This window comes from gamma proteobacterium symbiont of Lampromicra miyakona, from assembly GCF_059730895.1.
The window spans coordinates 506,517-519,889 of record NZ_AP035932.1 but is presented as its reverse complement, the minus strand read 5'-3'; the positions used below and the strand labels follow the sequence as shown (position 1 = coordinate 519,889).

10 protein-coding genes are annotated in these 13,373 nt (G+C 58.3%); 6 read left to right on the top strand and 4 right to left on the bottom strand.

All coding sequences use genetic code 11. From position 1 onward, the window contains the following. Positions 1-624, top strand: coding sequence for a response regulator transcription factor (locus AC6I8P_RS02510; RefSeq protein WP_021509694.1), 624 nt, complete (start codon positions 1-3; stop codon positions 622-624). Between the two features lie 318 nt (positions 625-942). Beyond that, on the top strand, positions 943-2,949 hold the full coding sequence (locus AC6I8P_RS02505) for an NADPH-dependent 2,4-dienoyl-CoA reductase (RefSeq protein ID WP_152390413.1): 2,007 nt from the start codon (positions 943-945) through the stop codon (positions 2,947-2,949). Here the strand turns inward: AC6I8P_RS02505 and rlmG are convergent, their stop codons facing one another. Further along, positions 2,950-4,068: a 23S rRNA (guanine(1835)-N(2))-methyltransferase RlmG gene (rlmG, locus tag AC6I8P_RS02500; RefSeq protein ID WP_058771320.1), complete on the bottom strand. Its 1,119-nt coding sequence runs from the start codon at positions 4,066-4,068 to the stop codon at positions 2,950-2,952. Between the two features lie 81 nt (positions 4,069-4,149). Between rlmG and AC6I8P_RS02495 the strand changes: the two genes are divergently transcribed. Beyond that, the gene (locus AC6I8P_RS02495; protein ID WP_021509697.1) at positions 4,150-4,650 is read left to right on the top strand and encodes a M48 family metallopeptidase; all 501 of its coding nucleotides are present in this window, start codon (positions 4,150-4,152) and stop codon (positions 4,648-4,650) included. Here the strand turns inward: AC6I8P_RS02495 and AC6I8P_RS02490 are convergent. Then, on the bottom strand, positions 4,647-6,335 hold the full coding sequence (locus AC6I8P_RS02490; RefSeq protein ID WP_058771350.1) for a chloride channel protein: 1,689 nt from the start codon (positions 6,333-6,335) through the stop codon (positions 4,647-4,649). The genes AC6I8P_RS02495 and AC6I8P_RS02490 overlap by 4 nt on opposite strands. 137 nt (positions 6,336-6,472) lie before the next feature. Here AC6I8P_RS02490 and AC6I8P_RS02485 point away from each other — a divergent pair, with 137 nt between their 5' ends. The 3 genes from AC6I8P_RS02485 to sstT all read left to right on the top strand — a co-directional run bounded on the left by AC6I8P_RS02485 (position 6,473) and on the right by sstT (position 10,149). Beyond that, positions 6,473-7,459 (top strand): Gfo/Idh/MocA family protein, encoded by a 987-nt coding sequence (locus AC6I8P_RS02485; RefSeq protein WP_211726963.1) that lies wholly within the window; start codon positions 6,473-6,475, stop codon positions 7,457-7,459. A 255-nt stretch (positions 7,460-7,714) separates the two neighbouring features. Further along, positions 7,715-8,686, top strand: coding sequence for a TerC family protein (locus tag AC6I8P_RS02480; RefSeq protein ID WP_262264689.1), 972 nt, complete (start codon positions 7,715-7,717; stop codon positions 8,684-8,686). A 227-nt stretch (positions 8,687-8,913) separates the two neighbouring features. After that, positions 8,914-10,149 (top strand): serine/threonine transporter SstT, encoded by a 1,236-nt coding sequence (gene sstT / locus AC6I8P_RS02475; RefSeq protein ID WP_262257038.1) that lies wholly within the window; start codon positions 8,914-8,916, stop codon positions 10,147-10,149. A gap of 46 nt (positions 10,150-10,195) precedes the next feature. Here sstT and AC6I8P_RS02470 read toward each other — a convergent pair whose 3' ends face one another. Both AC6I8P_RS02470 and AC6I8P_RS02465 read right to left on the bottom strand, forming a co-directional pair. Further along, positions 10,196-11,686 carry a UxaA family hydrolase gene (locus tag AC6I8P_RS02470; RefSeq protein ID WP_262264690.1) on the bottom strand — a complete coding sequence of 497 codons (1,491 nt, stop codon included), beginning with the start codon at positions 11,684-11,686 and terminating at the stop codon, positions 10,196-10,198. Positions 11,687-11,690: 4 nt separating this feature from the next. Beyond that, positions 11,691-13,139 (bottom strand): tagaturonate reductase, encoded by a 1,449-nt coding sequence (locus AC6I8P_RS02465; RefSeq protein WP_498030938.1) that lies wholly within the window; start codon positions 13,137-13,139, stop codon positions 11,691-11,693. Between the last annotated feature and the right edge of the window lie 234 nt (positions 13,140-13,373).

Genomic DNA, 13,373 nt, shown 5'->3' with positions numbered 1-13,373 from the left:
ATGTTTAATGCAAAAATTCTCATCGTTGATGAGCATCGCCTTGTTGCGGCTGGGGTGCAGGCTTTATTATTAATGAATGGCTTTAATTGTGTCACTACAGCAAACACAATTAATGATGGTATTGACGATGTTATTCATCAGCACATCGACATCCTGATTTTAGATCCTGATTTCAAAGAGAAAAATGGCATCGCCTTTTTACGCGATATCGTAAAATCTAAAACCTGGATGAAAGTCATTCTGCTCAGTCAGAGCAGTAACAATCACCTGCTTATACAATCGCTTAGTCAGGGTGCTAACGGCTTCGTGTCGAAATACGATCCGATTCAGACGCTGATCGCCGCCATTGGCTGCGTATTTAACAATGTAAATTATCTGCCCGGCGATATTCTTGACCGGCGCCAGCGTTATGTTAATGAACAGGATATGCTGTCGCGCCTGACCGAGCGGGAAACGCTTATTTTACGTCAGCTGGCGCAGGGAAAATCCAATAAAATCATTGCCTGTGAATTAGGATTAAATAACAAAACTATCAGTACTTATAAAACTAAAATTTTTCAAAAGCTCGAATCAAAGAATCTGGTCGATATTATCGAACTGGCACGGCGAAACGGTGCCTGCTGAAGCCAAAATCAAGACCAGTCTTGCGGATTAATTCGACTGAGGCATGGCATCATCACCTCGTCCTCACCCGGGATTGTTATAGAGATTGAGTCATACAGGAATTTATAACCACAGAGCTAATTTATTAGCCCAATCTTCATGCCATTACAGGGCGCGCAGGTTTCTTCCCGTGCCTGGCGAAAGTGGTCCGATACTTTCGTCTGCGACTTGCCGCCCTGCTTTTTTTTGATGTTTCTCACAGGCTGAGCGCCGCAAATTTCCAGCCCGCACTTTTCCCGCTAGAGTTCACTCATCCGACCACTCACTGAGTAAGTGATCATGACTGAGCGTTATCCGCATCTGTTTGCCCCGCTGGATCTGGGCTTTACGCAACTGAAAAACCGTTTCCTGATGGGCTCAATGCACACCGGTCTGGAAGAGCATGCTGATGGCGCTCAGCGCCTCGCTGCCTTCTACGCCGAGCGCGCCCGGGAAGGCGTTGCGCTGATTGTGACCGGCGGCATCGCGCCCAATGCGCAGGGCGTGGTGGCGCAGGGCGGAGCCATGCTCACGGACGAAACCCAGTGCGGCTGGCACCGCCAGATAACCGATGCGGTACATGCACAGGGGGGCAAAATTGCGCTGCAGATCCTGCACGCCGGACGTTACAGCTATCAGCGCGATCTGGTGGCGCCCTCGGCGTTACAGGCGCCCATCAACCCGTTTACACCGCAGGCACTGAGCGAAGCGCAGATTGAACAAACCATCGCGGATTTCGCGCGCTGCGCCCGGCTGGCGCAGCAGGCCGGTTACGACGGTGTCGAAATCATGGGTTCCGAAGGCTACCTGATTAATCAGTTCCTGGTCGCCCATACCAATCAGCGCGACGACGGCTGGGGCGGTGATGTGGCGCGGCGGCAGCGCTTTGCACTGGAAGTGACGCAGGCGGTGCGCGCCGCCGTCGGCGAAGCCTTCATCATTATTTTTCGCCTGTCGATGCTCGACCTGGTGAATAACGGCAGCTCACTGCAGGAGACGCTGCAGCTTGCCACGGCGCTGGAGCAACGCGGCGTGACGCTGTTCAACAGCGGCATTGGCTGGCATGAAGCACGCATTCCCACCATTGCCACCTGCGTGCCGCGTGCCGGTTTCGCCTGGGTCACGCAGCATCTGCGCCAGCACGTCAGCGTACCGGTTATCGCTACCAACCGTATCAATCATCCTCAGGTAGCGGAGGAGATTGTGCGCGACGGTATTGCCGACATGGTGTCGATGGCGCGGCCATTTCTTGCCGATGCCGCGTTTGTCAGCAAAGCGCAGGCGGGCCAGCCCGACGCCATCAATACCTGCATCGCCTGTAATCAGGCCTGTCTCGATCAAATCTTTGCCGGCAAGGTCACTTCCTGCCTGGTCAATCCGCGCGCCTGTCATGAAACGCTGATGCCGGTCATCGCCGCCGCGCAGCCAAAACGCCTGGCGGTGGTAGGTGCCGGTCCGGCCGGTATGGCGTTCGCGCTGCAGGCGGCGCAGCGCGGCCATCACGTCACCCTGTATGAAGCCGATGCGCAGATTGGCGGCCAGTTTAATATTGCCCGCCAGATCCCCGGCAAGGCGGAGTTCAGCGAAACGCTGCGCTATTTCCGCCATCAGCTGGCAGCCGCAGGTGTTGAGCTGTGCCTGAATCATCGCGTCAGCGCCGACGAACTGGAACAGGCGGATGAAGTCATCATCGCGACCGGCATCACACCGCGCCAGCTGGCGATTCCGGGCATCGATCACCCCAGCGTGCTGAGCTATCTCGAGGTGATACGCGACAAAAAACCGGTTGGCCGGCGCGTGGCGATTATCGGTGCCGGCGGCATTGGTTTCGACACCGCGGAGTTTCTGCTGCAGCACGCCGATCGCGAGGAAGACTTCTACCAAAGCTGGGGCATCGATCGCAGCCTGCAGGCGCGCGGCGGTTTAGTGCGTCCACAGCCGGCTCCTGCCGATCGCCAGATCTGGCTGCTGCAGCGTAAATCCGGCAAGCCGGGCGCCGGGCTGGCGAAAACCACCGGCTGGATCCATCGCGCCAGCCTGCAGGCGCACGGCGTGCAGATGTGGGGCGATGTCGAGTATCTGAAGATTGATGATGACGGGCTGCACCTGCGCCATCAGGGGGAAGCGCTGACGCTGGCGGTAGATAACGTCGTGATTTGCGCCGGTCAGGAACCGCTGCGTACGCTGGCGCAGGCGCTGGCCGCACGCGGCAAAGCCGTGCGGCTGATCGGCGGTGCCGACGTCGCGCAGGAGCTGGATGCACGGCGCGCCATTGCTCAGGCCACCGAACTGGCGCTCAGCCTGTGATTAACGCAGCTTGACCGAACGCAGCACCACAAATTTGGCGTTAGAGGCCACCAGCTCGCAGTTGCCAAACAGCTTCTTCATTTTCTGATGATAGCCAAGGTGGCGGTTGCCGACGATGCGCAGCTCGCCGCCATACTGCAGGCAGCGTTTGGCGTCACGCAGCATCTGCCACGCCAGGTGGTCGGTCACCGCGTGCTGCTGATGGAACGGCGGATTGCACAGCACCGCATGCAGCCGGTCCGACGGAAAACCGCTCAGCACGTTGTTAACCCGAAACTGGCAGCGCGCCAGATCCTGTGGCCGGTTGAGCTCAACGTTAAGCTGGCTGGAAGCCACCGCCATGTAAGATTCATCGACGAACAGCACCTCGGCCTGCGGATTCTGTTCCAGTGCCTGCAGGCCGATCACGCCGTTACCGCAGCCGAGATCGACGATTTCGCCCTCAATATCGTGCGGCAGGTGTTGCAGAAAGAAGCGCGCGCCAATATCCAGCGCCGCGCGGGCGAACACATTGGCGTGATTGTGGATATGATACGGCGTCTCGTCGAGCGGCCACACGGTGGTCGCCGGCACGTCCGCCAGCGCCGGCGCGCTGAAATGGCTGTAAATCAGACGCGCTTTTTTCCACGCCAGTGAGGTTTTGCTCTCACCGAGAATGCGTTCAAACAGCTGCAGCGTGGAATTATGGATATCTTTGGCTTTACCGGCCGCCAGAATCAGGGTATCCGGCGTGACGACCGTCCGCAGCGCGCGCAGCTGGTGCTCAAGCAGCGCCAGCGCTTTGGGCAGCTTAATCAGTACCGCCGCCGGGGCAGCCGGCAACGGCGCCAGGCTATCAAGAAAGTGTACCGACGCTTCATCCAGACCGTTGAGACGCAGATTCTGCCGGGCGGCCTGCTGGCTGAGCCACGAGTCGCTGACGTGCCAGATTTCCCGATCGTTCAGCCCGCAGGTCAGCGCGCCAAAGCTGTCATTGAATACCAGCACCGGGCCTGCCGGCAGCGCCTGCTGAAGCAAATATTCATCTGCGGCGTCCCACGCCTGTAGCGGGCTCTCTTCGCGCATCGGCGGGAAGCGCTGAAGCGTCAGCGTGCGATCGGTCAGTTCAAGTTGGCTCATGGAATCTCCGGCGTGGTACACTTTGCGCGATTTTCGCCCTGAAAAGGGGGCGCAGTATACTGTCTTTCGTCGGGAATCCCAATGTCATTAATCTATCTGCAGGGTTACCCTGAAAACATCCTCGAACAGGTGCAAGTGCTGATTGATAATCAGCGATTAGCCGCCTTTTTGCAGCAGCGCTATCCCGATACGCACGACGTCGTCAGCGACCGCGCGCTTTATGACTACACGCAGGCGCTGAAAAACCGCTATATGCGCAGCGCACCGCCGGTGAGCAAGGTCATCTGGGATAATAAAATCAAAGTGATGAAGCATGCACTTGGCCTGCATACCGCCATTTCCCGCGTACAGGGCGGTAACCTGAAAGCCAAGGCCGAAATTCGCATCTCGACCTTTTTCCGCCTCGCGCCGGAACCCTTTCTGCGCATGATCGTGGTGCACGAACTGGCGCACCTGAAAGAGAAAGATCACAGCAAAGCCTTTTATCAGCTGTGCTGCCACATGGAACCGGACTACCACCAGCTGGAGTTCGACGCGCGCCTGTGGATGACCGAACAGGCGCTGCGCGGCAACGCAGCCTAAAGAAACTCCTGCGCTTTCTGAATCAGACTGGTTTTGGTCAATGCGCCAAGGAAGCGACGCTCCTGCGCATTATTCAGCACCGGTAAACGCTCCAGCGTCACGCGCGCAAACGCCTCCCAGCCTTCACGCATGCTCTGGTGCTGGTAAATGCAGGGGAAATTATCATCCATCACGCTGCTGACCGGCGAATCCAGCGTGATCTCCTGTGCCAGCACTTTGCGCGAAATGTCATGAATTGATACTACGCCGAGAAACTGACCGGCCTGATTAATGACGTAGACGTAGCGCTCGCGCTTGAGCGAACTCACCGCCAGCGCCTGCCCGACCGATTCCGCCGGCTGCAGCGCCGCGCCGGGGATGATCAGCTGATCAACCCGCATATTATCAAAATCATATTTCGCTTCTGAACGATTAAGGTGATGGCTTACCACCGGATAGGTACTGGCAGACTGCAGCCGGTAGACCAGCATTGACGCCAGCACCGAGGCGATCATCAGTGGGAACAGCAGGCTGCTGTTGAGCGTCATCTCCAGCACCATCAGCATCGCCATCAGCGGCGCCTGACTGACCGCTGCCAGCACCGCCGCCATGCCCACCGCCGCATACAGCAGTGTATTGCCCACCGGCAAATGCAGCAGCACGCCAGTCTGCGCCAGCGCCACGCCGAGCAGCGCACCAATCAATAATGAGGGCGTGAACAGGCCGCCTACCGCGTTGGAGCCGACCGAGAGCGTGGTCGCCAGCATTTTCAGCACCAGCAGGCCGAGCAGACCCGCCAGCAGATAGTTGCCTTCAATGATTTTCACGATCACTTCATAGCCGTTACCGAGGATATCGGTGGAGATCAGCGCCAGTAAGCCAACCGCAAAGCCGCCTGCGCCCAGCCTGAACGGCAGCGAGTGCACGCGGCTGAATAACGCTTTGCTGCGCGCAATCAGCTTGATTAACAGCCAGCCTGCCACGCCCGCAGCAAACCCAATGATTACCGTCATCAGCAGGCTGGTGAGATCCATTTGAAACAGCGTGTCGGAGAGCGGATAGAGCGCGCTGCGAAAGCCCAGTGACCACATGGTCATCACCGCCACTGCCGAGGCGACAATCAGCGGAATCAGCCGCTGTAGCGCAGAGATACCAAACGCAATTTCCGCGACAAAAATCGCCGACGCCAGCGGGGCGTGATACACCGACGACAGACCGGCGGCGGCGGCCATCGCGACGATGTCGCTGTTGCGCATATTGAGGGACGCTGGCAGCCAGCGCCCCAGCAGGCTGCCGCTCAGCGCCGACAACTGCACCATCGGCCCCTCTTTACCAATCGACGCCCCGCTGCCGATACTGGCAATCGACGACAGTGCGCGAAACAGCGAGGTTTTGGTGGGCACCGCATCCAGCCGCGCGTTAATCACTTCAAGGTAATCGGTTTTCACCGTCTCCTGCTGCTCAATCGCCACCGCGTAGCGCAGGAACCAGCCGGCCAGCAGCCCGCCTGCGCCCACCAGCAGCGGCCAGAAGATCCACGGCCAGACGTGCATCGCGACCGTGATTTCGCTGTCGCTGTGAAACAGCAGATGATTGATGAGATCGATGATGCCGCGAAACGCCAGCGTGACCAGTGAGGCCACCAGGCCCACCGGAATGGCGATCAGCAGTGTGGTCCAGTTCAGTGCGTGTTTGCTTCCGCTCACCCGGCGTCCCCGCATGTCGGTTAAAAAAGGGTTTGGCATCATCATATTGGAATGCGGATCGCAGGATCAAATTTCGCCTGCCTGCGCCGCCAGGGAACATGCTACTCTGCCGCTTTCAGAGTGCAGGAGAGCCAGCCGTGATACGTTTTGCCATTGTGGGAACCAACTGGATTACCCGCCAGTTTATCGATGCCGCGCATGAGAGCGGCAAAATGAAACTGAGCGCCGTCTATTCACGCAGCCAGCAGCAGGCCGACGCCTTTGTCGCGGATTATCCCTGTCCGCTGACCTTTACCTCACTGGAGGCGCTGGCGGCAAGTCCGGAAATCGACGCGGTGTATATCGCCAGCCCCAATGCGCTGCACTGTGAGCAGGCGCTGCTGTTCATGTCGCACGGCAAACACGTCATCTGCGAAAAACCGCTGGCCTCTAACCTGCGTGAAGCTGAGGCGATGATTGCCTGTGCGCGTCAGCATCAGGTGGTGCTGTTTGAGGCGTTCAAAACCGCCAGTCTGCCGACGTTCCTGCGCCTGCAACAGGCATTGCCGCAGCTGGGCACACTGCGCAAAGCGCTGTTCAACTACTGTCAGTACTCATCACGCTATCAGCGCTATCTCGACGGTGAGAACCCGAATACCTTTAACCCGCGCTGGTCCAACGGTTCGATCATGGATATTGGCTACTACTGTCTCGCCGCTGCCGTTACCCTGTGGGGTGCGCCGCAGCAGGTGAAAGCGGAGGCCTCGCTGCTGGCAAGCGGCGTCGATGCGCACGGCGTGGTAGTGCTGGACTACAGCGATTTCGACGTCACGCTGCTGCACTCGAAAGTCAGTGATTCCCTGATTCCCAGCGAAATCCAGGGCGAAGCCGGCTCGATAGTGATTGAGAAAATTTCCGAGTGCCAGCAGCTGCGCCTGATTCCGCGCGGCGGCGAGAGCCAGAACCTGACGCAGCCACAGCACATCAATACTATGCTGTATGAAGCAGAGACCTTCGCCCGGCTGGTGGAAACGCGCCAGGTGGAGCACCCTGCGCTGGAGGTGTCACGCATTACCGCCCGGTTGCTGACAGAGATTCGTCGCCAGACCGGCGTGGTGTTTCCGGCGGATCGGAAAGAAGTGTAAATATTGCAAAATATTACAGCTCCCCCATTGAATCTGCTCGCGGTTGCACGTATGTTGGCCGCAGCAAAGGGGAGTAACTTGTAAGCTGACCGATCGTCATTACGATGCGTAGCGCATCCGGTCGTCAGGCAACCCGGAATTGATTCTGTGTTGTAAGTGAGACCTTGCCGGAAGGCGAGGTTTGCTTGCAGCTCTATAAAGCGGCTGACGTCTTCTGACTCAGCCGTTTTTTCATTTTCAGGACAGGATACGACTATGCACTCTGTAGGCACACCGTTACTCTGGGGCAGCTTCGCTGTCGTCGTGCTCATCATGCTGGCGATCGATCTCTTCTTACAGGGACGACGCGGCGCACAAACCATGTCATTCAAACAGGCCGCCGTCTGGTCGCTGGTGTGGATCTCCGTTTCTTTGCTGTTTGCCGCCGCGTTCTGGTGGTATCTCGACGGCAGCGCCGGGCGCGAAGTCGCGACGGCACAAACCCTGGCGTTCCTCACCGGTTACGTGCTGGAAAAAGCGCTGGCGGTCGATAACGTCTTCGTCTGGCTGATGCTGTTCAGCTACTTCGCCATTCCGTCTAATATTCAGCGCCGCGTGCTGATTTACGGCGTGCTGGGCGCGATTGTGCTGCGTACCATCATGATCTTTGCCGGCAGCTGGCTGGTCACACAGTTCAGCTGGATCCTCTACATCTTCGGCGCTTTCCTGCTGTTTACCGGCATCAAAATGGCCTTCGCGAAAGAGGACGATGATGCTGCTGTCGGCGATAAGCCGGTGGTGCGCTGGCTGCGTAAGCATCTGCGCATGACCGATGAACTGCACGGCGAAAAGTTCTTCACCCGCAAAAACGGCGTGCTGTTTGCCACACCGCTGCTGCTGGTGCTGATTATGGTGGAGCTGAGCGATGTTATTTTCGCTGTCGACAGTATTCCGGCTATTTTTGCCGTCACTACCGACCCGTTCATCGTGCTGACCTCTAACCTGTTCGCCATCCTTGGCCTGCGCGCTATGTACTTCCTGCTGGCCAACGTGGCAGAGCGCTTCTCGATGCTGAAGTACGGTCTGGCGATCGTGCTGGTGTTTATCGGTATCAAGATGCTGATTGTCGAGTTCTATCACATTCCGGTGGCGATCTCGCTGACGGTGGTCGGCGTGATTCTCGGCGGTACGCTGCTGATTAACGCCTGGGTAAACCACAGAAACGACCAGAAAGGCATCTCACAATAATCTTCTGCAGGGGCGCTAATCGCCCCTGCTTTGTTTCGCCAGCGCCAACCTTCGCGTTTCATATCTCTGTCACACTTCCCGTCATCAGCAGATCAAAAAACCGATCTGGCGCGCACCGACAGAATTATCTCTTTTCTCGCCAGGACTTTTCCTTATACTCCGCCGGGCAAACCGTTTGGCGCGGAGCAACCGCGCACAACACTCATACCGCAATAAAAGACCGTAATATGCTAAATAATCTTCTTCGACCGCTGGGCATCCTGTTCTCAGGCAGTCTGGTAAAACAAATCATGATCGGCCTGGTTGCCGGCGTGGCGCTGGCGTGGCTTTCACGCGATGCCGCGTTAGCCGTCGGTCTGCTGGGCGAACTGTTCGTGCGCGCGCTGAAAGCCGTGGCACCGCTGCTGGTGCTGGTGCTGGTGATCTCTTCGATTGCCAACCATCAGCAGGGGCAAAAAACCAGAATTCGCCCGATCATTATGCTGTATCTGCTCAGTACCTTCTTCGCGGCGGTGGTCGCGGTAATTTTCAGCCATCTGTTCCCGCAGACGCTGTCGATGGACGTCGGCGCGACCGAAATTACCCCGCCGTCCGGCATCACCGAAGTGCTGCACGGCCTGCTGATGAGCATGGTCGCCAATCCGATTGAAGCGCTGATGAACGCCAACTACATTGGCATTCTGGTGTGGGCGATTGGTCTTGGCCTGGCGTTTCGTCATGCCAGCCCGAGCAGCAAAGCCTTCCTGAACGACGCGTCGAATGCCGCGACCTGGGTGGTGCGCTGTGTGATTCGCTGCGCGCCGCTGGGCATTTTTGGCCTGGTGGCATCGATTCTGGCCTCAACCGGCTTCGGTGCGCTGTGGCAATATGCCCACCTGCTGACGCTGCTGATTGGCTGCATGCTGATTATGGCGCTGGTGGTCAACCCGATGCTGGTGTTTCAGAAAATCCGCCGCAATCCTTATCCGCTGGTGTTTACCTGCCTGCGCGAAAGCGGCGTAACGGCGTTCTTTACCCGCAGCTCGGCCGCGAATATTCCGGTCAACATGGCGCTGGCGAAACGCCTGAATCTGGATGAAGACACCTATTCGGTATCGATTCCGCTCGGTGCCACCATCAGCATGGCGGGCGCGTCAATCACCATTACCGTACTGACGCTGGCTGCGGTGCACACGCTGGGCATTGCCGTGGACGTACCCACCGCTATTCTGCTGAGCCTTGTCGCCTCGCTGTGTGCCTGCGGTGCGTCCGGCGTGGCGGGCGGTTCGCTGCTGCTGATTCCGGTTGCCTGCAACATGTTTGGCATCCCTAACGATCTGGCGATGCAGGTGGTTGCGGTCGGTTTTATCATCGGCGTACTGCAGGATTCCGCCGAAACCGCACTGAACTCCTCAACCGACATTCTGTTTACCGCCGCCGTATGTCAGGCGGAAGCGGAACGTCAGCCGCGTACTGCCGGTTAACCCGCGTCGCGGCACGCTCCGGTGCCGCGCTTTAACCGCTGACGCATTAAAGCGTCACGCCACTTTTGAAAATCGCCAGCTCGCGGAAATCATTCGCTTCATTACGCGCCGGCTGGCCGTTCGCAATCGCCACAATAGTCTCAACAAACTCCGCCAGCAGCGTCTCCATGCTGGTGCCCTCCAGCAGTCGCCCGGCATTGAAATCAATCCAGTGCGGCTTTTTCTCCGCCAGCGGCGTGTTGGTGGCGATTTTCACGGTGGGCACGAAGCCACCGTACGGCGTGCCGCGTCCGGTGGTAAACAGCACCATATGGCAGCCGGCTCCGGCCAGCGCGCTGGTGGCGACCGCATCATTACCGGGCGCGCTGAGCAAATTGAGCCCCGGCGTGCGCAGCCGCTCACCGTATTTCAGCACATCCACCACCTGACTCTGCCCGGCTTTTTGCGTACAGCCCAGCGACTTCTCCTCCAGCGTGGTGATGCCGCCCGCCTTGTTGCCCGGCGATGGATTTTCATAAATCGGCTGCTGATGATCGATAAAATAGCGCTTGAAGTCGTTAATCATCGCCACCGTTTTGTCGAAAATCGCCGCATCACGGCAGCGGCTCATCAGGATGCGCTCGGCACCAAACATCTCTGGTACTTCGGTCAGCACCGTGGTGCCGCCGTTGGCGATCATCTGGTCAGAGAAACAGCCGAGCAGCGGATTGGCGGTGATGCCGGAAAAGCCGTCCGAGCCACCGCATTCGAGACCAAACTTCAGCTCGCTCAGTTTGCCCGGCTGGCGGCGGTCGTGACGCATCACGTTGTACAGCGCATGCAACCGCTGCAGGCCGGCTTCCACTTCATCATCCTGTTTCTGACACTCCATAAACTGCACGCGCTGACTGTCGAAGTCGCCCAGCGTGTCGCGAAAGATATCGACCTGATTGTTTTCGCAGCCGAGTCCAATCACCAGCACCGCGCCGGCATTGGGATGACGCACCATATTTTGCAGCATGGTGCGGGTATTTTCGTGATCCTGCCCCAGCTGTGAACAGCCGAAGGGATGGCTGAACAGGTGCAAGCCGTCGATGCCGGCCGCGTCGTCACTTTCCCGCAGAAAACGTGACACAATCTGCCGGGCGATACCGTTCACGCAGCCGACGGTCGGTAAAATCCACAGCTCGTTACGAATGCCAACCTCGCCCGTGGCGCGACGATAAATCTGCACCTCACGATCCGCCGCCTGCGCTGGCAGCGCAATGTATTCCGGCTGGTATTCATACTCATCAACATCGCTCAGATTGGTGCGCGCGTTGCTGGAGTGAATCAGCTCGCCGACGGCGATCGGTTGAGTGGCATGGGCAATCGGCAGCCCATACTTAATCACCTGCTCGCCACTGTTGAGCGATTGCAGCGCAAACTTGTGGCCGCGCCCAATATCCTGCTGCAGCGCAATAAGCTGTTCAGCCACGGCAACCTGCATACCGGCAACTAAATCCTGCAGCGCCACGGCGACGTTGTCGCGTGAGTGTATTTTGATCGCATCTTGCATCGCGTTATCTCAGTTGGCTAAGGGCCGTCCGCATGCCGTGGACGAGAATGTTATGCAGCTGCTGGCTGACCGCCGGGACCAGGCCGGGCCGCTGGGTTAAATCTTCGCCCCAGTGCTGCGCGTCGCTCAGTACGTCGCTCACCAGCTGCTGCGGGGTGAGTTCATCGGTGAGGACCGCCGGCCACAGCCGGGCAAAACGCTGCAGCCAGTGCGCGTCATCCTGCAGCGGCCACTGCCGGTCATCCTGCTGGCCGCGATAAAACGCCAGCAGCGCGGCAAAGGCAAAGGTGAGCCGCGGTGGCCAGTCGCCGCACTGCTGTTGCGCCTGTAACAGCGCCGGCAGCAGGCGCGTGCGGAATTTGGTCATGCCGTTGAGCGCAATCGCCAGCAGCGCATGGTGAACAAACGGATTGCGAAAGCGGCGCTGCACCGCATCGGCAAAGGCGTGCAGCTCATCACGCGGCAAATTCAGCGTCGGAATCACCTCTTCGCGCAGCAGCACATTGACGAACGCTGCCAGCTGCGCATCGTTCATGGCCTCGCCCACGCTCGCCAGCCCGGCCTGAAACGCCACCGGCACCAGCGCAGTGTGCGCCCCGTTGAGGATCGCCACCTTCTGCGCTTTGTACGGCGTGATGTCATCTACCCGCCTGACGGCTGGCGCCAGCGCCGTCAGCTGCAGCTCGTGCATCAGCGCATCCGGTCCCTCAAGCACCAGCTGGTAGTCGCGCTCCCCGGCCACCAGATAGCGGTCGTCATAACCCAGTTGGGCCGCGATCTGTGCGCCATCCGGCGGATAGCCGCTTACAATGCGATCCACCAGCGTGTTGTAAAAGGCGCAGTGCTGCGTCACCCACTGCGTAAAGGCCGCGGGCAACTGCCACTGCTGGCTGTAACGCAGCACCAGCGCGCGCAGCGTGTCGCCGTTATGGTCGATTAGCTCACACGGCACGATCAGCCAGCCTTTATCGGTGGCGCCGGCAAAGTGCTGATAACGCGCCCACAGCAGCTGCGTCAGTTTGCCGGGAAACGACGACGCGGGTTGATCCTCCAGCCGATCCTGTTCGGCATACGCGATGCCGGCCTCGGTGGTATTGGAGAACACAAAACGCATCTGCGGCGCGCGTGCCAGAGCCAGGAATTCTTCGAACTGCTGATAAGGCTGGATTTCACGATTAAGGCTGCGGATCAGCCGGGTTTCACTGAGCGGTTGCCCCGCTTCATTCAGGCCGCGCAGCAGCGTGGTGTAGAGGCCATCCTGCTGATTGAGCGTCTCCGTCTGCATCCGGTTGCGCGGTCGCACCACCACCACACCGGCATCGGTGCCCTGATGTTCATTAAGCCAGTCGAGCTGCCAGTCGATAAAGGCACGTAAAAAGTTGCCTTCGCCGAACTGGATCACGCGTTCGCTATAGCGTGCGCCGGGGAAATCGCGGCGGTTGAGTCGCAACATGTCGCTTCCTTGAAGATGAAATCGGTCAGCTAATGCGCAAAAGTTATCATACCAATTTCAGCGAAAGGGAGATTTGTTTGCCAACTGCGTCACATTATCCATCATTGCCATACGGCGAAAGCCGGCGTGCATCTTATTTCAATAAACTTAAACCTATGTATATTATATAAATTAAAGATAAAACCTGAGCATGAGCGCAGGTTTTTAACTTGCCAGATGGTATAATAGCTTCAG

Excerpts from the sequence above, each read along its gene's own strand:
- AC6I8P_RS02505 (WP_152390413.1), top strand. The coding sequence starts at position 943 with ATGACTGAGCGTTATCCGCATCTGTTTGCCCCGCTGGATCTGGGCTTT.
- AC6I8P_RS02465 (WP_498030938.1), bottom strand. The coding sequence starts at position 13,139 with ATGTTGCGACTCAACCGCCGCGATTTCCCCGGCGCACGCTATAGCGAA.
- AC6I8P_RS02495 (WP_021509697.1), top strand. The coding sequence starts at position 4,150 with ATGTCATTAATCTATCTGCAGGGTTACCCTGAAAACATCCTCGAACAG.
- AC6I8P_RS02470 (WP_262264690.1), bottom strand. The coding sequence starts at position 11,686 with ATGCAAGATGCGATCAAAATACACTCACGCGACAACGTCGCCGTGGCG.
- rlmG (WP_058771320.1), bottom strand. The coding sequence starts at position 4,068 with ATGAGCCAACTTGAACTGACCGATCGCACGCTGACGCTTCAGCGCTTC.
- AC6I8P_RS02480 (WP_262264689.1), top strand. The coding sequence starts at position 7,715 with ATGCACTCTGTAGGCACACCGTTACTCTGGGGCAGCTTCGCTGTCGTC.
- sstT (WP_262257038.1), top strand. The coding sequence starts at position 8,914 with ATGCTAAATAATCTTCTTCGACCGCTGGGCATCCTGTTCTCAGGCAGT.
- AC6I8P_RS02510 (WP_021509694.1), top strand. The coding sequence starts at position 1 with ATGTTTAATGCAAAAATTCTCATCGTTGATGAGCATCGCCTTGTTGCG.